The following is a 21,323-nucleotide window of genomic DNA, read 5'->3' on the forward strand; positions in this document are numbered from 1 at the left end:
AAATGAAAATGGTGGTTAACATGAAAACAATAATGATTGTAGAAGATGATGAAAATATTCAATTATCATTAAAAGAAATATTAGAAACAAAAGGATATCATGTGATACAGGCTTATCATTATCAGGATGCAGTGAATAAGGTTTGTGATGATATTCATTTAATTATATTAGATATTCAGTTGCCTGGAGGCAATGGTATTGCCTTATGTCGACAGATTCGTGGAAAGTATTCTATGCCTATCCTCTTTTTAACATGCCGAAATGATGAAGAAACCATTGTTGAAGGATTGAATGCTGGTGGGGATGATTATGTCTGTAAACCTTTTGGAATCAAGGAACTTTTAGCGAGAATTGAAGCATTGATAAGAAGAATACCTATCAATGAAGATATAATCTATACAGCTGATTTAAAAATCAATACACAGTCTTATCAGGTTTATAAACAAGGGAAATACATAGATTTAGGATTAATTCCTTATTATATTCTGGTTCATCTGGTTCAACATCAGGGCATTGTTGTGACACGTCAACAGCTTTTGATGATGATTGAACAGTTAACTGGACATGAATTAGAAGATAATACATTATCGGTACATATGAAAAGATTAAGAGAAAAAATAGGGACGTATCATGGTTCTTATATTGAAACAATCAGAGGGGTGGGATATCGATGGATTCAAAAATAAATGTCTATGCTTTGAAAATAATGATACTTTTTTATATCATTATTTTTTGTTTATTAAGTTTTATTTTGATGAATGATTTTCAAATCCTTTGGCTCTGCTTTATGATTCTATTGATAGGTTTAGGCATTCTTTTTTATATCATCTATCAGCATTCTCAAAAGCAGATGTCATATCTGATTCAACAATGTGAAAACATTATAGAAGATCAGCCAATGTCACCCATTGATGGTGAAGGAAATATCAGTATATTGTCTTTCCAATTAGCAGCACTTCAAAAAAGGTATCATGCCTTATTGCATACGATGTCACAGGAACAGATCAAATTAAAAGATTATATTGAAAATATTTCACATCAGTTAAAAACACCTATGACATCAATGCGTTTAAATGAAGAAATGTTAATGGATTGCTTACAGGGACAAGAATTATTGAAAGTTCAACATATTTATCAACAGACTTTAAAGATTGAAACATTAGTCAATGATTTATTGACATTAGCTTTATTAGATTCTCATAGCATTCAATTTCATTTTCAATTAGAAGATATCACGATGATGATTGAAGATATTGAAAATGATCTGGATTATTTAATAACTCAACATGATGCCTATATTCATTTACAAACGACTATTACAAATATCATGTGTGATTATAAATGGTTTAAAGAAGCCTTGATTAATATTTTAAAGAATTGTATAGAATATAGTCAACATCAGACTGTGGATATTCATATTGATGAAACAGAAACACTGATTCGTATTGTTATAAGAGATTATGGACAAGGCTTTTCAAAAGAGGATTTAAAACATATCTTTGAACGTTTCTATCGTGGTCAAAATAAACAAAAAAATGGGATTGGTATTGGTATGTCCATGGTTAAAGAGATTATAGAAGCTCATCACGGCAGTATTCATATATACAATCAAAATGGTGCAGTTTTTGAAATTTATCTTCCTAAAATTTTCGCCAAGAAAAAATTATAAAAGTCACTGGTATTTAAGTTACGAATGATAAGATATTGACAAGGAGGGAAAGAATATGAATAAGACGATATTTCAATTGGCATATCGCCAAGTCAAAGTTCATAAAAGTCAATATCTTTTTATGTGTGTATTCATCTTTGTGATGACGTTAGCCTTTCATACTTATATTATTGGCACACAGTCCTATTATCAAATGCATAAAGCTTATAATGAAAAGTATTATGGATCATGGTATATAAAGTATAATTTTCAAAATGGAGAAGAGTTTGATTTATTAAAAGAAGAAATCGCTGATAAACAGAACATAAAGTATCATTTTATGTATATGTTAGGACAAACTGATGATGGTTTTGATATTGGTTTTGGTGATGAAGGCTTTTATGATTTTTGTGCAATTACATTAAAAGAAGGACATTTTCCTTCACAAAATCATGAAATTGTGGTGAGTGATCAATTGCCCTATCAAATTAATGATCTTGTTGAAGTGGATATTTTAGGGACATCACAAAAAATGAAAGTTGTAGGGATTGTCCATAATTCTCAGAATATTTTCTGTGATATTTACACTTCACCGCAAGATAATTATTTGGAAGTCAATATGTATTGTGACTCATTATATTATTCACCTCAAAAATTAGTCGACAATGATTCTTATTATATAGAAGAAAATGCCAATATTTATGGATATAATCATAATGAAATATGGAATGATTTTCATACAATTTCCGCTAATCTTGGTGTCTTTTTACAGGCAGGCCTTTTAATCGCTGTATCATTAATTGCTTTGACAACAACGCTTTTAAAAAGGCGCGTTAAAGAATTTGCCTTACTGAGAGGGATTGGGATGACAACCAAACAACTTTTTCTTATGGAAATGTATGAAATTGCCTTGTGTAGTGTTCTTTCCATATTATTAGCAACTCTCCTAGCACCATTATTTTCCTATTTGATTGTTTATTATATATCGTTATCACAGGAATGCTTTATTTATGTATTTTCATTACCTGCCTATCTTTTCTATACTTTCATTTTATTTTTAAGTGTTCTCTGTTTCTTTATCTATCCTGCTAGAAAATCTTCATCTCAGGCATTAAATGGTGCTTTTGATAGTGTACAATTTAAATATTTTGATGTAAGAATAAATCAATTAAAGTATCTTTATAAATGGCGTATAGCCTGGAGAGAATGGAAAACCCATAAAAAAATGAATATTTTATTTATGACATTAATTTGTTTATGTAGTGTACCTTTGTTGATAAATCAAATAATCAAAGGATATAACGAGGGAATATTGAAACCAGAGAGTGATATCTACGATTGTAAAAATACTTATTATCTTGAGATAGAAGGGGATATGGATCAGTTAAAGCAACTTGAAAAACTTGATTTTCCTGAAATATATGAGTATTCTTATCAAGATGCTGCTTATGAATCATCTTCTGCAGGTTCATCATCATCACAAATCACAAAACTTAATGATGAATTTATGAAAAAAGCAAAAATAAAAGGGACATATCCTCAAAATGAAAATGAAGTTTTAGTGAACGAATATACAAGTATACCAATAGGAGAGACTATAAAAATAGAAAATCATGATTTTTATATTACAGGAATGGTACAGTCATATACTATCGAAAGAGATAAATATAATGATTTTAATAATTTTAATTACTGGTTTATTAATGGCGAAATTTTTATGAACAAAGAAGCTTTTGATAAAATGTTTTCATCATCCAATCCTGTATTATGTATCTGGTATGATAATTTTGAAAAGCGTGATCAATATTTACAAATGATTGAAGATGCTGATATTCAAGATATATCCATCTATGATATGGGAATGCAGGAGGTCACATTTTATATAAGCTCAATTGAAGAAATACCACTTCTTGTAGATAATGAAATGATGATTGTTGGTTTGATTATGTTTTTTGTTCTATGTTATTACTTGAATAAAAATTATCTACTGAATCATCAAAGAGATTATATGATGATGAGAATTATAGGAATGACAAAAAGAGAAATGTTAATCAAAGAATTAGAAAAAGGGCTCTATTCTTTTATCATTATCAATATTATCAATATCGCTTTGATTTTATTGGAAGAATCTTATCTTGATATTCTTTATATTCCTATAAGAGAATTTCTTATTATGAGTTTCATATGTTTAGGTATATGTATGTTTATTTATATTGTGCCATTATATGTGTTATGGAATGATTTAATGAATATTGATAATGGAGATGGATTAATATAATCATTTGAAAAAAATTTAAGGAAGAACTTATGGATATGATGAAAACAGGGGAGATATGATTAAGAATATTTCTATTGAGATTGAAAAAGGTTTTTTGTGGCTGTGGTTGGAACCAGTGGCGGTACATTATTTATATATTGATATGTCCATAGTCAAAGGGATTATAGAAGCTCATCATGGCAGTGTTCATATATACAATCAAAATGGTGCAGTTTTTAAAATTTATCTTCCTAAAATTTTCACCGAGAAAAATTATAGAAGTCACTGGCATTTAAGTTACGAATGATAAGATATTGACAAGGAGGGAAGGGATATGAATAAGACGATATTTCAATTGGCATATTGTCAAGTCAAAGTTCATAAAAGTCAATATCTTTTTATGTGTGTATTCATCTTTGTGATGACATTAGCCTTTCATACTTATATTATTGGCACACAGTCCTATCATCAAATGCATAGATTTTATAATGAAAAGTATTATGGATCATGGTACAACGCTTATTATGTTCAAGATTATGAAGGATTAAAAAAAGATATAGGTGACTTTGACAATGGTGAAGTTCATCTGATGTATGCGGCAGGAGAACAAAATCAAAATAGAATTGGTTTTGGTGATGAAGGCTTTTATGATTTTTGTGCAATTACATTAAAAGAAGGACATTTTCCTTCACAAAATCATGAAATTGTGGTGAGTGATCAATTGCCCTATCAAATCAATGATCTTGTTGAAGTGGATATTTTAGGGACATCACAAAAAATGAAAGTTGTAGGGATTGTCCATAATTCTCAAGATATTTTCTGTGATATGTATATCATGGCACAAGATGATTTTTATGAATCTTATTTATATTGTGATACTTTTTATTTAACTGATGATGAAAAGGTCACATGGACATCGGATAATACATATGGGTATGATCATGATGAGGTTTGGGTTCAATATATGGTGCGTTCTGAAAATTTTGGAGCTTTTTTACAAGGTGGTATTTTTCTTATCTTGTCTTTGTTCATTTTGACAACAACATTTATACAAAAAAGAGTGAAAGAATTTGCCTTGTTAAGAGGAATAGGAATGACAACGAAACAGCTTTTTCTTATGGAAATGTATGAAATTGCTTTATGTAGTATTTTTTCCATATTATTAGCGACGCTTCTAGCACCAGTACTTTCCTATTTGATTGTTTACTATATTTCACTATCACAGGAATGCTTCATTTATGTATTTTCATTACCAGCCTATCTTTTTTATACCTTTGTTGCTTTTTTAAGTGTTCTTTGTTTCTTTATTTATCCGGCAAGAAAATCTTCATATCAAGCATTAAGTGGAGCCTTTGATAGTGCACAGTTTAAATATTTTGATGTGAGAATACGTAAATTAAAGTATCTTTATAAATGGCGCATAGCTTGGAGAGAATGGAAAAATCATAAGAGAATGAATCTTTTGTTTATTATATTGATTTGTCTATGTAGTGGAACTTTACTGATGAATCAAATGATTAAAGCTTACAATAATACAACAGCTAGTACTAACAAATATGTCTTTAATTGTCAGGAAACTTATTATCTTGAAGTAGAAGGGGATATTGATCAGTTAAAGCAACTTGAACAGCTTCATTTTCCTAAAACATATACATATTCATATCAAAATACTGCTTATGAATCATCTCAAAGGAGTTCTTCATCATCACCAATTATAGAATTGAATGATGAATTCATGAAAAAAGCACAAATAGAAGGGACTTATCCTCAAAATGAAAATGAAGTTTTAGTGAACGAATATACAAGTATAGCAATAGGAGAGACTATAAAAATAGAAAATCATGATTTTTATGTTACAGGAATTGTAGAATCTTATACAACCAATGAAGATCATTTTGAAAGTTATGAATATTCATTTATAAGTGGTGATATTTTTATGAAAAAAGAAGCTTTTGATAAAATGTTTTCATCATCTCATTCGGTGTTATGTATCTGGTATGATGATTTTGAAAAGCGTGATCAATATTTAAAGATGATTCAAGATAGTCGTCAAAAAAATGGATTATCTATTAATGATCGTGGAGAAATAGAATTTATATCCTATGACAATGTTCATGAAGAAATACCATTACTTGTTGATGATGAGATGATGTTTGTGACTATGATGATGTTCTTTGTATCATGTTATTACTTGAATAAAAATTATCTACTGAATCATCAAAGAGATTATATGATGATGAGAATTGTAGGAATGACAAAAAGAGAAATGTTAATCAAAGAATTAGAAAAAGGTCTCTATTCTTTTATCATTATTAATGTCATCAATATCGCTTTGATTTTATTGGAAAGATCTTATCTTAATATCGCCTATATTCCTATAAGCGAATTTCTTATTATGAATTTCATATGTTTAGGTATATGCATGTTTATTTATATTGTACCATTATATGTGTTATGGAATGATTTAATGAATATTGATAATGGAGGTGGTTTATCATGATTATTTTAGAAGGAAAGAATTTAAGAAAAACTTATGGATATGATGAGAATAAGGTGGATGCAATCAAGAATATCTCGATTGAGATTGAAGAAGGTTCTTTTGTGGCTGTGGTTGGAACCAGTGGCAGTGGGAAGAGTACTTTATTGCATGTGTTAGCTGGATTAGTGAGACCCAATGCTGGTAAAGTCTATTTACAGGGAGAATCACTCTATGATATGAATGATGATCGTTTAACACGTTTAAGAAGACGAAGAATGGGATTTGTCTTTCAATTCTTTAATTTGATTACAACACATAATGTGATTGAAAATATTGTTTTGCCTATTCATTTAGATAATAAACAGGTAGATGAAGAATATGTTGATGAGATTATTGATTTATTGAAACTTAAGGAAAAGCAATATGCTTTTATCCACGAACTTTCAGGTGGACAACAGCAACGTGTCGCAATCGCTAGAGCACTAGCATCCAAACCTACCATCATCTTTGCGGATGAACCAACTGGAAATCTGGATGCGAAAAGTTCACAGGAAGTGATTAATTTATTAAAAATAGCACAAAGGAAGTATCATGAAACTGTGATTATGGTAACCCATGATGAAATGATAGCCAATGTGGCTGATCGTATTTTACGTATTGAAGATGGGCAAATTATTCAAGATACTGCACAAAAAAACGAATGATTTTGATAATCATTCGTTTTTGCCTTATTGGATAGGTTCAAAATCTACAGCACCATGTTTACATAATGGACAGATGAAGTCATCAGGTAAAACATCGCCTTCATAGACATAGCCACAGATTTTACATACGAATCCTTTTTTACCTTCTGTTTGTGGTTTTGGTTTGACATTATTTTGATAGTATGTATAAGTCATTGTTTCTGCATCTGAAATCACACGTGCTTCAGTAACTTTACAGATGAACATTCCATGTGTCTGTAAATCCACATAACTTTCTACTTCAAGTGACATAAAGGCATTGATATAACGTGGTAAGAATGCTAAACCATTATCAGAATGTAATGGTTCAAAACCATCAAATTTATTGACTGTACGACCACTTTGGAAACCAAATCTTTCAAAAATACTAAAAGGTGCATCAACAGATAAGCAGTTAACATTTAATTTTCCAGTTTGTTTAATGACATGGTGTGAATAGTTTTGTTTATTGATATTCACAGCAATACGATTAGGGTTGTCAGTGACCTGAGTGACAGTATTCACAATCAGACCATTGTCCTGTTTACCATCATGACAAGTGACAACGTAAAGCCCATATCCAATTTTAAATAAAGCACTCATATCATGTTTATTGGCTTTATCTTGAGATTGCGCAATATAATCACGGCATAATTCATCTGCCAATTCTTCAAGAGCTTTTTGACTATCAGCATTTAAAGCAGACTTGATTGTGACTTGATGTTCTGCAAAATTAATATTTTTACAGCTTTCTAAAAGTCCTTTCATGACTTTATTTGCCATTGGAGCCCATGATCCATTTTCAATCAATGCAACAGTACGATTTTGGAAATTTCTTTCCAGTAAATGATGAATGAAATCTTTCATAAATGGGAAAATATCTGCATTATATGTTGTTGAAGCCATAATGATTTTACTATAACGGAAAGCATCCGCAACACAAAGTGACATATCATCACGTGCCAAATCATGCACAACAACTTTTGGACAACCATTTTCATTCAGTTTATCTACTAATAAATCAATGGCTTTCTTTGTATGTCCATAAACAGATGTATAAGCAATCATAATTCCTTCTGTTTCTACCTGATATGAAGACCAAGTCTGATAAAGATCAAGATAATGTTGAAGATTTTCCTTTAATACAGGACCATGTAGAGGACAAATAGTTTGAATATCTAAAGTTGCTGCTTTTTTCAATACAGCTTGAACTTGTGCGCCATATTTTCCAACAATTCCAATATAATAGCGACGTGCTTCATCATCCCAATCTTCTTCTGCATCTAATGCTCCGAATTTTCCAAAAGCATCAGCTGAAAATAGAATCTTTTCTTTTTGATCATAAGTCATCATGACTTCAGGCCAGTGTACCATTGGCGCAAACACAAAGGTTAAAGTATGTTGTCCTAATGACAACTCTTCACCATTTTTCACCACTTGTCTTTGAATATTTTCATTGAGATTAAAAAACTGATCAATCATCATAAAAGTTTTTGCATTCGCAACAATGGTTGTTTCTGGATAAACTTTCATAAATTCCGCAATATTAGCAGAATGATCTGGTTCCATATGCTGCACAATTAAATAATCAGGTTTTCGCCCATTTAAGGCATCAGCAACATGATCAAGCCATTCATGGGTAAAATGAATATCAACAGTGTCCATCACAGCAATTTTTTCATCAACAATCACATAAGAATTATAAGCCATACCATGAGGAACATGATATTGTCCTTCAAACAAATCAATGTGATGATCATTGACTCCAACATAATGAATATCATTTGTCATTTTCATTTTCTCAAACTCCTTTTCTTTTTTTCATATCAATTATAGTCAAAATGACACCAAAAATCAATTTTCATGTATGTATAAATGAAAGATAAAAAGATGTTTATTTTGATAAGAAAAAAGTGTAAAATAAAATTGTGAATTTTATGTAAAGAAAGCCTTAATTTTCTGTAAATCAAAAAAATAGACTTGATTATATTGATAAGACATATTATTTTTGAAGTACATAAAAGAAGGAGGAAAATATGAGAGGTTGTAGAGAAAATAGAGAACTATCATGGTTGAAATTTAATGACCGTGTTTTAATGCAGGCGAAAGATAAAAAAGTACCTTTGGGAGAACAATTGAATTTTGTGTCTATCTTTCAGTCTAATATGGATGAATTTTTTATGGTACGTATTGGAACATTATATGACCAAATGTTATTTTACCCAGCTTCAAAGGATAATAAAACACAAATGACAGGAGAAGAACAGCTTAAGGCATGTTTAACACGTGTTGGTTTTTTAAATCGTAAGAAAGATCGTATTTATGCACGTATTATGGATGACTTAAAAGCATATGGTTGGGGAATTGTGAAATATCATGAACTTAAAAATAAAGAGGATCGTAAGTATTTTGAAAAGTATTTTGATTCAGAAATCTTACCTTTAATTTCACCACAGGTTGTATCTAAGAGACAGCCATTTCCTTTTTTGAATAATAAGGAGCTTTATATTATTGTGCAATTGGAATCTAAAAAAGGAAAACGTAAAATGGGAATCGTATCTTGTGGAAATGCGATTGATGAAAGAATGCTGGCTGTGCCAAGTATGCAGGGACAGTTTATTTTGGTTGAAGATATTATCTTACATTTTGTTTCGAAAGTTTTTAGTAAGTATACGATTAAAAATAAGGGATTTATTCGTGTGACAAGAAGTGCTGATATTGATGAGGATGATCATTCTTTAGAAGGACATGATGATTATCGAGAAATGATGGAAACATTGATTAAACAGCGTCGTAAGTTATGTCCAATTCGTTTGGAAATATCTGAAGGATTAGAAGAATTGGAAGTTGTGATGTTGATGAATTTCTTGAACTTGAAGAAGAATCAGGTTTTCTTATCACAAGCACCATTAGATTTAGGTTTTATTGGTCTTTTAAGAGATCATCTGCGATTATTGTATCCACAATTGTTTTATAAAAAATTAGAGCCAAGAAATAGTCCAATGGTTGAAAATGCAATACCAATGATTAAACAAATTGCAAAGAAAGATATTTTATTGGCTTATCCTTTTGAATCAATGTCACCATTTTTAAGATTACTAGATGAGGCAAGTCGTGATCCTCATGTCGCAAGTATTAAAATGACATTATATCGTGTCGCAAAGAATTCGAAGATTGTCAAATCGTTAATTAGAGCTGCTGATAATGGAAAAGAAGTTGTTGTTTTAGTAGAATTAAGAGCACGTTTTGATGAGGAAAACAATATTGACTGGTCAAAACGTTTAGAGGCTGCAGGATGTCGTGTTATTTATGGTTTAGATGGATATAAGGTTCATTCAAAGCTTTGCTTAATTACTTATAAGAATAGTCAAGGTGTCCAATATATTTCTCAGATTGGAACAGGAAATTATAATGAAAATACTGCAAAACTTTATACAGATTTATCATTAATGACACACAATCGTGAACTTGGTGAAGAAATTAATGATGTCTTTAATCATTTAAGTTTAGGAGAAACGATGTCAGAGACACATCATTTGATGGTGGCTCCACATTGTATGATTTCTAAAATTTGTGAATATATTGATGAACAGATTGAACTGGCAAAACAGGGAAAAGAAGCTTATGTCGGATTTAAGTGTAATTCTGTGACATCAAAAACAATGATTAATAAGTTAATTGAGGCTAGTCAGGCTGGTGTTAAAATCGATATGATTGTGAGAGGAATCTGTTGTATTATTCCTCATGTGGAAGGATATACTGATAATATTAGAGTTATTTCTATTGTTGGACGTTATCTTGAACATTCTCGTATCTATATTTTTGGTGCCGGAGAAGATAAGAAAGTTTATATTTCTTCAGCTGATTTAATGACAAGAAATTTAGAAAGACGTGTAGAAGTTGCAACACCAATTTTTGATAAGAAAATTCAAAAAATCATTTGTTCAATGTTTAACACTATGTTAAATGATAATGTGAAGGCTTGTGAATTATTGGGAGATGGAACTTATAAACGTATTAAAAATAAAAAAGAGCCATTAAACAGTCAGGAATACTTTTTTAAAAAAGGAATTGGTGTAAAGGAGTGATATTGTGAGAGTTGGTATACTAACAAGTGGTGGTGATTGTCAAGCTTTGAATGCGACAATGCGTGCCCTTGCAAAAACACTTTATCAACAAAGAAATGATGTAGAGATTATTGGTTTTTTAGATGGTTATAAAGGGTTGATGCATGAAAATTATGTCAATATGAAACCTGAGGATTTTGAGCATATTCTCAATTTAGGAGGAACCATTTTAGGAACATCGCGATGTCCTTTTAAAAAGATGCGCGTCATTGAAAATGGTTTTGATAAAGTCGCGGCCATGAAAAAGACTTATCAAAAACTTAAACTAGATTGTCTTGCGGTATTAGGAGGCAATGGATCTTTAAAAACAGCGAATCTTTTATCTCAGGAAGGTTTGAATGTCATTGGTTTACCAAAAACAATTGATAATGATACTTGGGGAACAGACTATACTTTTGGATTTCAGTCTGCAGTGAATATTGCGACAAGATATTTAGATGAAATTCAGACAACTGCTGATAGTCATAGCCGTATTTTTGTAGTGGAAATTATGGGGCATAAAGTTGGACATATCTGTTTGTCAGCAGGCATTGCTTCAGGAGCAGATATCATTCTTTTGCCAGAAATTCCTTATGATATAGAAATTTTAGCACAAGTGATTCAAAATAAAACAAATGCTGGAAAGAAATCTATCGTGATTGCATGTGCTGAAGGAGCAATTTCAAAGGAAGAGGCTATGTTGTCAAAGAAACAATACAAATTAAAAGTAGCCAGTCGAGAAGGACATTCTGTTGTTTATGAAATTGCTAATAAATTAGCACATTACACTCAAAAGGAAATTCGTGTATCTTGTGCTGGACATGCGCAACGTGGAGGACAGCCATGCCCTTATGATCGTGAAATTTCAACATTATTTGGTGTTGAAGGTGCCCGTTTAATTATGAATAAAGATTATGGAAAATTGGTTGTTTTCACTGATCATCATTTGAATGCTATTCCTTTAGAAGAAACAGCAGGAAAATTAAAATATGTAGATGTACAGGGTGATGTGATAAGAAATGCGAAACTGATGGGTATTTCCTTTGGTGATGAACTTGTCTAAAAATGCATAGTGTTAAAATCAGGCTTGTTGAAAAAGTCTGATTTTTTTTATAAATGATTTTTGGAATCTTTCTATGAATAAAAAATTGCTTTATAATAAGAAACAAAGAACAATAAAGAGAGGGGATTTGTGTAATGTTTAGAAAAATGAGAAGAGTAAAAAATGAAATTTCTATAGAAGAAGCAAAAGAATTATTAAAAAAGAATCGAAGAGCAGCTTTTTCAGTTCATGGTGATGATGGATACCCATTTACGATACCTATTAATTTTTACTATGATGAAGAAGAAAACAGGATTTATTTCCATAGTGCAAAATCAGGACATAAAATTGATGCGATAAAAGCCAATGATAAAGTGTGTCTGACAACATGGGATGATGGATATCTGGTGGATGGAGACTGGGCTTATTATGTATCAAGCTGTGTTGTCTTTGGACGTGCCAGACTTATTGAAGATCGTCAAGTGACTGAAGATAAAGTACGTACATTTGCACTTAAATATTTTCCAACGGCTGAAGAAGTTGAATCAGTTATGAAAAAGAGTCTTGATCGCGTCCAATTGGTAGCTATTGATATTGAACATATTTCTGGTAAAAAAGTTCATGAGAAATAAAAATATGGTACAGATAGGGTGATAAAAAAATATATAGTCATTGAAGATTATATGAGCTTGGGATAAAAAATCATCAAAAATAAGTTATATTTAGAAAATATTAAGAATTTATACATCATTTTATTATATTTTCATGGTTATACTATTATTGAGGTGAAAAGTATGGCATTAAAATCAACAAAATGGCTAACAGTGATTGGGACTATTGCCCTATGTGTATTGATAGTTTATTTGGGTCAATCTCATTATTTATCCAATCCAGAAAGTCTTCAATTATATTTAAGGGAGTTAGGAGCGATAGCACCTCTTGTGTTTATTCTTATCCAAATCATTCAGGTTGTGATTCCTATTATTCCTGGTGGTGTCAGTAGTGGAATTGGTGTTATTGTTTTTGGACCGGTAGAAGGTTTTATATATAATTATATTGGCTTATTGATAGGTTCTTATATTATTTTTAAGTTGGTTAAAAAATATGGTCAGAATTTTATATTGAAAGTCACTGATCAAAAAACATATGATAAATATATTGGCTGGCTGGATAAAGGTCAAAAATTTGAAATGTTCTTTGCCTTAGCTATTCTTCTTCCTGGTTTTCCCGATGATTTATTGTGTATGATTGCAGGACTGACCAGTATGTCAACAAAGAAATATATGTTGATCAATATGCTTTGTAAACCAGCAGGATTATTTCTCTATTCTTATGGAATTAAAGAATTATTAATCTTTCTTGGACAGTTCTTTTAAATGATGCTGTCTCTTAGTCAATACATAAAACCATATAATATGGACAAAATAATGAATGAAGAATGGAGATGATTTGATGTTAACAAAACCAGAATATGGTTGGACTGAGTTTCAGCTTGATGGTACTTTCTCATTTCGTTTGAGTTATTTGGATGATATTGCTTTGCAGTGGTTGGATCAGGCTATCCATGGATTAGAAACAAGGTTACCTTTTTGTGTGAAAGGTTTTATGGAGCCAGGGCGTTTATTATGTGTGGTCAGTTATTATAACTGTCATATCATATTAGAAAGAGATGGACGAGAGCTATTGTCTGAAGAGTATATTGGTCATCAATATTCGCATACCAGTATGTTACAATTTTGTCAAAATTTATATCAGGATGTTTTCAATCATCTTGAAGAATGGATAATGTTTGAAAATGATAATTTTGAAAAAGATGAACTAGAAAAGAGAAGAACACTTTTTATTAATCAGCTTGCCAGATTAAAGGAACTGATTTTAGAGAGAGAAATTGATTTTAGTGAGTTGAATGATTTTTTCTAAACTGAAAATATAAAAATCATGTTGTGAGTGAGAAAGTTTTTAGTTTTCAACTCATGATTTTGATGAGATATCAAGAGGAAGTCAATCTTATGATTTGACTTCTTTTTTTATTTGAAAATGAAATCTGACAAGATACACAGAAAGTACACAAGATTTCCATAGTAAATTCATAACAATTTTATAAGATGAATTGTGTAAAAAAGATTAATAAGGAATGATTTTATGGCTTTTAATACATTAGTTTTTTTATTGTTTTTTCTATTTGTTTTAGTGGGAAGTTTTCTTATTCCAGCTAAATGGAAATGGATTTTCTTGTTAATAGCAAGTTACTTTTTCTATTGTTATGCAAGTGTGAAGTTTCTGATATTTATTTTATTAACCACACTCAGCTCCTATATTGCAACGCTATATATGGGTAAGCAATATCAAATGGAAAAGAGTCACGCATCCACAAAGGAAAGTAAAAAGAAATATCAGCTGAAAAGGAAAAGAGTGCTGATTTTCACATTGGTATTAAATTTTGGAATATTATTATTTTTAAAATACTTTCATTTCTTTGCAGAAAATATCAACCACCTATTAGAAACGTTGTCATTGGGAAGTCAGATTCCAACACTTCATCTGATATTGCCATTAGGTATTTCTTTCTATACATTTCAAACAATGTCATATGTGATTGATGTTTATTGGGGAAAAGTGGAGCCAGAACGTAATCTAGCAAAAGTTGCTTTATTTGTGTCTTTTTTTCCACAAATTCTTCAGGGACCTATCGGTCGATTTAAAGATCTGGCACCCCAACTTTATGCACCCAAAAAAGCGAGTTATCATGATTTGAAATTTGGTTTACAGCTTATGTTATGGGGCTATTTTAAAAAGATGATTATTGCAGATAGAGCAGCTGTTATAGCTAATTTTGTCTTTGAAAATTATTTGAATGTTTCAGGCATGGGTGTGGCTTTAGGCGTCTTTATGTATGCAATTCAGGATTATACAGATTTTTCTGGTTGTATAGATATTGCGCGTGGATGTGCACAAGCAATGGGCATCACCATGGCAGAAAATTTTCGTCGTCCTTATTTCTCTAAGAGCGTTTCTGAGTTTTGGAGAAGATGGCATATGTCACTAGGAAGCTGGATGAAAGATTATGTTTTTTATCCATTTTCTTTAACTCAAGGTGTTCGAAAAATAGGAAAGTTTGCCAAGAAACATTTTGGTAAACATATGGGTCGAACTTTACCAATCGCTTTAGGAAACTTACTTGTCTTTTTCTTGGTAGGTGTATGGCATGGAGCTCAATGGAATTATATTGTCTGGGGAATTTTTTATGGCTTGTTAATTGGCATCAGTGGATTAATGAAACCAGTTTGGAGCTATTTGAATCAAAAATTGCATATACCCGTTCAATCCCATGGTTTTCAGCTTTTTCAGATTTTACGTACTTTCTGGATCACTTGTGTAGGATGCATTATTTTTAGAGCGGCTACATTTGCTGATGGGTGGCACATTTTTCTTAAATGTTTTCACTTTTATGAGTTTCCAATAGGAATCAAAAAGGAACTTGTTTCATTTGGATTGAATGGTAAAAATTATGTTGTATTATTGGTAGGTTTTATTGTTTTATTGATTGTAGATATTCTTCAGGAGAAAAAGAGTGTACGTGAATGTATTGAAAAAAGATCTGTCTGGGTACGTTGGGGTGTTTATATTGTTGCATTTCTGATTGTTTTATTGTTTGGTATGTATGGTCCTGGTTATGACCAAACACAATTTGTATATATGCAGTTTTAAGGAGGCAATTTATGACAAAATCGCAAAAATGCAAAATCTTGATGATGACAGTCATTATGATAGGACTGGTATGTGGGATGAATTTTATCATGTGTCGTCAGGCATACAGTTCAGATGCTGTCCGTGTCAAAAATTTTTATAAATTAGAAAAAAATAGTCTTGATATGGTCATGATAGGAGCCAGTACAGCATTTACCGATTATTCTGCGCCTTTAGCGTTTCAAGAATTTGGATATACAAGTTATTCTCTTGGAACAAATGCCGCTCCTATGGGAATTGCGAAATCTATGTTAATTGAAGTCTTAAAGACACAAAACCCCAAAGTCATTCTGATTGATATCAATGGTATATTGTATAATGATGATTTTGAAACTAGAGAAGGGCCTTTGAGATCATGGATTGATAATATGCCCTATTCTGAAAATAAAGTTCAGACTATTCAGGAGCTGGTTCCTGAAGATGAAAGATTATCATATTATATTCCATTTTTAAAATACCATTCTAATTGGGCAAAATTTAAAGACAATGTGGAAGAAAGTATTGATGAGTTCATCCATCAGGACAATATTCATTTATTATCAGCGGGTATTCAGGGGACAGCACAAATCATACCTCAAAAATCTTCAATTCCTATTAGGGCACATACACAAGAAAGACCAATGTATCATTTATCAGGACAACACTTAAAAGAGTTATTGGAGTATTGTCAAAAACAAGGTTTAACGAATATTGTTTTTACAAATATGCCTCGTTACTATTCAGAGAAAATGATACCAGAACGCGAACGTAATAATGCTGCAAAAGCTTTGATACACCAATATGGTTATGAGTGTATAGATATGGATGATTATGTTGATGAGATGGGTCTGAATCCTCAAACAGATTTTTATAATCAGAATCATTTAAATATTTATGGTCAAAAGAAATTGACAATGTATTTAGGAAAACGATTAGACGAAAAATATCATCTATCAGATACTCCTCATGATGAAAAAATCATTCAACGATACCAACAGGAGGTGGTAGCCTATGAAAAAATATACAAATGGGCTGATGAGCAGATTCGTTTGGGAAAGAAAAAAAGATATAACTATAAAGAAGTCAGAGAAATTATAGAGAAATAGGAGATATAAAATGTACAATGTTTTAGATTATTTAAAAGAGAGTGCCAGAAAATATCCTGATAAGGTTGCTTTTGCAGATATTGATCAATCTATAACGTATGAAGGGTTATATAGAAAAGCGCAGGAGATTGGCAGTGCCTTAGCTTCAAAGATTTCTATTGGACAACCAGTTCCTATTTTTATGGAAAAGAGTGTCGATACGATTTGTCTGTTTTTTGGAGTGGTCTATGCTGGTGGATTTTATGTTTTGTTGGATATGAAACAGCCTCAAACAAGATTAAATCATATTATGAAAACACTGGAATCAAAAATGATTGTGACATCTCAAAAATATCTGGATTTACTTCAAAAGAAAAAAATGGAAAGTGAGATTATCTTATTAGAAGATTTATATGGACAAATTAATCAAGAAAAATTAGATATAATTGCCAGTCAACATATTGATACAATGCCGTTATATACTATTTTTACTTCTGGTTCTACAGGTATTCCTAAAGGTGTTTGTGTATCTCATCGCAGTGTCATCGATTTTATTGAAACATTTACAAAAACATTTGATATTCATGAAAATGATGTCATTGGTAATCAGGCTCCTTGGGATTTTGATGTTTCTGTTAAAGATATTTATTCAACAATTAAAACTGGCGCAACTATGCAAATCATCCCAAGACAATATTTTTCAATACCTGTTAAATTATTGGATTTCTTATGTGAAAGAGAAGTCACAACAATTATTTGGGCAGTATCTGCTGTTTGTATTATTTCAACTTTGAAAGGATTTGAATATAAGATTCCCCATAAGATAACCAAAGTCATGTTTAGTGGTGAAGTCATGCCTATGAAACAGTTACGTATTTGGCAGTCTTATTTACCAGATGCGATGTATGTCAATTTATACGGACCAACAGAAATTACGTGTAATTGTGCTTATCATATTATGAGTGAAATGGATCAGGATGATGTGATTCCCATTGGAAAAGCATTTCATAATGAAAAGGTCTTTCTGTTAGATGAAGACAATCAGGAAGTGACTAGGCCAGATGTTTTAGGTGAAATCTGTGTTAGTGGAACAGCTGTCAGCTTAGGATATTATAACAATCCTCAACAGACAAAGCAGGCTTTTTGTCAAAATCCATTGAATTCTCGTTATCGAGAGATCATTTATCGTACAGGTGATTTAGGTTACTATAATCAACAAGGTGAATTGTGTTTTGCATCACGCAAAGATTTTCAAATTAAACATATGGGTCATAGAATTGAGTTAGGCGAAATTGAAAAGGCTATGCAAAATGTAGACACTGTTCAAAGAGCGTGCTGTCTTTTTGAAAATCATAAAATCATAGCTTTCTATGATGGTGATATTGAACGCCGTGAACTGACACGTGCTTTAAAAAGGGAGCTCCCTGTCTTTATGATTCCCAATGCCTTTTGTCAGGTTCATGGTTTCCCACTCACAAAAAATGGAAAGATTGATAGAGAGAAATTAAAGTCAATGATAAAGGAGGATTACAATGTTTGAACCACAGTATCGCGATGTTATCACAAATCTAGCAACACCGGCATATGTCTTTGATATAGATGTATTACAAGAGCGAATAAAGTTTATCCAAGACATGTTAGGAGACAATATACAGTTATGTTATGCTATGAAAGCCAATCCTTTTGTCATTCAAAGCATTGAAGGTATCATAAATCGTTATGAAGTCTGTTCTCATGGAGAATTTGCGATTTGTGAAAGAGCTAATATTCCTATGGAGAAAGTTGTCTTATCAGGTGTGTATAAAAATGCAGATGAACTTTTAAGAGTTATGGCGACATATCGTGATTGTCTTGTTTATACAAGTGAATCTGTACACCAGTTTGAAATGATTCATGAAATAGCCAAACAACTGGATTGTCAGGTATCAACATTGTTAAGAATAACAACCGGAAATCAGTTTGGTATGTCTGAAGAAGAGTTATGTCATCTTATTGCTTCTCGCAAGCAATATCCCTATGTTGACATTGTTGGAATTCAACATTTTTCTGGGACTCAAAGAAAAAAATTAAATCTGTATGAACAGGAACTCAAATATGTCGATACACTTTTACAGAGATTGGAAAAAGAATATGGATATGTTGCTAAGGAATTAGAGTTCGGACCAGGTTTTTATGTAGAATATTTTCATGGGAGTAAAGCCTATGATGAAGTCGAACTTCTTAAAGGTTTTAAAGAGCTCTTAGGGAGTCTCCATTTTCAAGGACAGATTATTTTGGAATTAGGTAGATTTATTGCTGCAAATTGCGGTCGTTATTATACAGAAATTGTGGATTATAAAATCAATCAGGTCCCTTATTGTATTGTTGATGGTGGGATGCATCAAATGACTTATTATGGTCAAATGATGGCTATGAAAATTCCTTATTATCGCCAATTAAAAAAAGAGCAGGGAAATGGTCAAATTGTACACTGCCATGTGTCCGGTTCTTTATGTACAATGAATGATAATCTTGTTAAGTCACTGCCTTTAGAGAATCCGCAAATTGGAGATGTTTTAGAATTTCAACGTGTAGGTGCCTATGCCATGTGTGAAGGTATTTCACTCTTTTTAAGTCGTGATTTACCAAGTATTTATCTTTATTCAAAACAAGATGGATTATGTTTACAGCGTAGTCGTTTTGAAACAAATATATTTAATTATAAAGGAGAGTAAGAGAATGGAAAAATTATTAGAATTATTAGAAGACATTGATAGTGATATTGATTTTAGAGGATGTCAGACACTGATTGATGATGGAGAATTAGATTCGTTTGCAATCTTAGAAATTGTTGCTGAAATCAATGATACATTTGATGTTCAAATTGGGGCTTCAGATATCGTTCCAGAAAATTTTAATTCAGCTAAAGCAATGTGGGCAATGATTCAAAGATTACAAGATGAATAGACATATACATATTCATAAAGAAACATTCAAAATAGCAGTTATCATATTGCTTATTTCAGGAATTTTATATGGCATGTATATGTCAAGAATGACTTATCAGCTCAATTTCCCACAGCCACAAAAAATCAAAAGAATTGTCTTCGTCCAAAAAAAGGCAAGTAAGAAAATGACGGATCAAGACATGATAGCGGATATTGTGCGTGTTTTACAAGGGAAAACAACCCAACAGGAGAGTCTCAATGGCGTGCCTTTTAATGTCAGTCAAAAGGTAAGACTTGAATTTCATTTGAAATTTGATAGAAGATCTCTCTACCTTTATAGGAAAGATCATCAATATTATATAGAAGAACCCTATAATGGTATTTATCGACTGAGTGGTGATGAGTATAACAGTATTGTTCGTTATCTTAAATAAGCGATTTGAAGATATCAGAGGCAGGAATGCCTCTTTTTGTATAGAGTGATTTATTTTATGTAAAGAGAAATATTAGTTTTCAGCTTTGTTTTGTTGTATAATGGAGAAAAGGGGTGACATCATGGATTTATTAATATCCCGTATTTTAAAATATTTAAATGGTTGTCTCAATAATGATTATATGTATCGTATAGGAAGTTTTGTAGTGAAGCATTATCAAGATATCTGTCAATATGATTTACAGCAGTTTGTTAATATGTCAAAGTGCTCTCAAGAAGAAGTTCAGGACTTTTTTTATCATCTTGGATTTCATTCCTATGATGAGTTTCATCAACAATTAATGATTGATAAACAAATTCGTTTGGATCAGATTAATGCCAGAATGTTACATACTTCAGTTGATAAGTTTTTGTCACATCTCAATATTAAATTTTCTAAAGAAGAATTCTTAAAGACGATTGATCAGATTTGTGATTTAATATTTGAAAAAAAGAGAGTTGTGATTGTAGGTGCTTTATATCCAAGCAGTATTGCAGTCGATTTTCAGACCGATTTGATTACTTTTGGTAAGGAAGTCATTGAATATCATCATTTTGATAAAGGATTTGAGTTTTCTGATGATGACGTTGTCATTTTTATCACAGCAACAGGACGTACCATGGAACAAAATGCGAAAAAAATGGTCAAACAGCATTTGTGTGATGCCTATGTTGTTTTGGTGACTCAAAATATGAAATATGTTCAATTTGAAAATGTTTGTCCAGATTACGTTGTACATGTTTTAGGAACATTTGATGGTCTGGAATTTGGTTATCAGACGATGATGATTTTAGATTTGATACGTATTCGTTATTATCAGAAATTTTATTCAGAAGAATAATAGAATTATGGGGAAGG

19 protein-coding genes are annotated in these 21,323 nt (G+C 31.4%); 18 read left to right on the plus strand and 1 reads right to left on the minus strand.

From position 1 onward, the window contains the following. Positions 1-20 precede the first annotated feature (20 nt). From ACZYT4_RS03550 to ACZYT4_RS03575, 6 genes are read left to right on the plus strand one after another with little or no spacing between them, the layout of a single operon-like run. Complete coding sequence (locus ACZYT4_RS03550) at positions 21-686, plus strand: response regulator transcription factor (protein WP_463782344.1); 666 nt, start codon at positions 21-23, stop codon at positions 684-686. Beyond that, entirely contained in the window at positions 671-1,669 is a 999-nt protein-coding gene (locus ACZYT4_RS03555) for a sensor histidine kinase (protein ID WP_463782346.1), read from the plus strand. The genes ACZYT4_RS03550 and ACZYT4_RS03555 overlap by 16 nt, the downstream gene beginning before the upstream one ends. A gap of 55 nt (positions 1,670-1,724) precedes the next feature. Further along, a complete protein-coding gene (locus ACZYT4_RS03560; RefSeq protein WP_463782348.1) occupies positions 1,725-3,926 on the plus strand; it encodes an ABC transporter permease in 2,202 nt (733 codons plus the stop codon). Between the two features lie 55 nt (positions 3,927-3,981). Beyond that, complete coding sequence (locus ACZYT4_RS03565; RefSeq protein WP_463782350.1) at positions 3,982-4,212, plus strand: hypothetical protein; 231 nt, start codon at positions 3,982-3,984, stop codon at positions 4,210-4,212. 27 nt (positions 4,213-4,239) lie between these two features. Further along, complete coding sequence (locus tag ACZYT4_RS03570) at positions 4,240-6,405, plus strand: ABC transporter permease (RefSeq protein ID WP_463782353.1); 2,166 nt, start codon at positions 4,240-4,242, stop codon at positions 6,403-6,405. Continuing rightward, positions 6,402-7,088 (plus strand): ABC transporter ATP-binding protein, encoded by a 687-nt coding sequence (locus ACZYT4_RS03575; protein ID WP_463782355.1) that lies wholly within the window; start codon positions 6,402-6,404, stop codon positions 7,086-7,088. Before ACZYT4_RS03570 ends, ACZYT4_RS03575 begins: the two co-directional genes overlap by 4 nt. A gap of 24 nt (positions 7,089-7,112) precedes the next feature. Here ACZYT4_RS03575 and ACZYT4_RS03580 read toward each other — a convergent pair whose 3' ends face one another. Continuing rightward, positions 7,113-8,903: a flavin reductase gene (locus ACZYT4_RS03580; protein WP_463782357.1), complete on the minus strand. Its 1,791-nt coding sequence runs from the start codon at positions 8,901-8,903 to the stop codon at positions 7,113-7,115. A gap of 239 nt (positions 8,904-9,142) precedes the next feature. Between ACZYT4_RS03580 and ppk1 the strand changes: the two genes are divergently transcribed. From ppk1 to ACZYT4_RS03640, 12 genes are all read left to right on the plus strand, one after another. After that, the gene (gene ppk1, locus ACZYT4_RS03585) at positions 9,143-11,194 is read left to right on the plus strand and encodes a polyphosphate kinase 1 (RefSeq protein ID WP_463782359.1); all 2,052 of its coding nucleotides are present in this window, start codon (positions 9,143-9,145) and stop codon (positions 11,192-11,194) included. Positions 11,195-11,198: 4 nt separating this feature from the next. Beyond that, entirely contained in the window at positions 11,199-12,275 is a 1,077-nt protein-coding gene (locus tag ACZYT4_RS03590) for a 6-phosphofructokinase (protein WP_463782361.1), read from the plus strand. Between the two features lie 134 nt (positions 12,276-12,409). Then, positions 12,410-12,886, plus strand: a complete 477-nt coding sequence (locus ACZYT4_RS03595; RefSeq protein WP_463782365.1) for a pyridoxamine 5'-phosphate oxidase family protein — start codon at positions 12,410-12,412, stop codon at positions 12,884-12,886. 162 nt (positions 12,887-13,048) lie between these two features. Continuing rightward, a complete protein-coding gene (locus ACZYT4_RS03600) occupies positions 13,049-13,630 on the plus strand; it encodes a TVP38/TMEM64 family protein (RefSeq protein WP_463782367.1) in 582 nt (193 codons plus the stop codon). Positions 13,631-13,706: 76 nt separating this feature from the next. Continuing rightward, positions 13,707-14,174 (plus strand): hypothetical protein, encoded by a 468-nt coding sequence (locus tag ACZYT4_RS03605; RefSeq protein ID WP_463782369.1) that lies wholly within the window; start codon positions 13,707-13,709, stop codon positions 14,172-14,174. A gap of 222 nt (positions 14,175-14,396) precedes the next feature. Next, complete coding sequence (locus tag ACZYT4_RS03610; RefSeq protein ID WP_463782372.1) at positions 14,397-15,962, plus strand: MBOAT family O-acyltransferase; 1,566 nt, start codon at positions 14,397-14,399, stop codon at positions 15,960-15,962. A gap of 11 nt (positions 15,963-15,973) precedes the next feature. Then, entirely contained in the window at positions 15,974-17,086 is a 1,113-nt protein-coding gene (locus ACZYT4_RS03615; protein ID WP_463782374.1) for a hypothetical protein, read from the plus strand. 10 nt (positions 17,087-17,096) lie between these two features. After that, complete coding sequence (locus ACZYT4_RS03620) at positions 17,097-18,605, plus strand: amino acid adenylation domain-containing protein (protein WP_463782376.1); 1,509 nt, start codon at positions 17,097-17,099, stop codon at positions 18,603-18,605. Next, positions 18,598-19,779, plus strand: a complete 1,182-nt coding sequence (locus ACZYT4_RS03625; RefSeq protein WP_463782378.1) for an alanine racemase — start codon at positions 18,598-18,600, stop codon at positions 19,777-19,779. Before ACZYT4_RS03620 ends, ACZYT4_RS03625 begins: the two co-directional genes overlap by 8 nt. Before the next feature lie 4 nt (positions 19,780-19,783). Further along, positions 19,784-20,011 (plus strand): acyl carrier protein, encoded by a 228-nt coding sequence (locus ACZYT4_RS03630; protein ID WP_463782380.1) that lies wholly within the window; start codon positions 19,784-19,786, stop codon positions 20,009-20,011. Continuing rightward, entirely contained in the window at positions 20,004-20,426 is a 423-nt protein-coding gene (locus ACZYT4_RS03635) for a DUF5301 domain-containing protein (protein WP_463782382.1), read from the plus strand. Before ACZYT4_RS03630 ends, ACZYT4_RS03635 begins: the two co-directional genes overlap by 8 nt. Positions 20,427-20,547: 121 nt before the next feature. Continuing rightward, a complete protein-coding gene (locus tag ACZYT4_RS03640; RefSeq protein ID WP_463782386.1) occupies positions 20,548-21,306 on the plus strand; it encodes a MurR/RpiR family transcriptional regulator in 759 nt (252 codons plus the stop codon). Positions 21,307-21,323 lie beyond the last annotated feature (17 nt).

This window comes from Massilimicrobiota sp. mt181, from assembly GCF_055420065.1.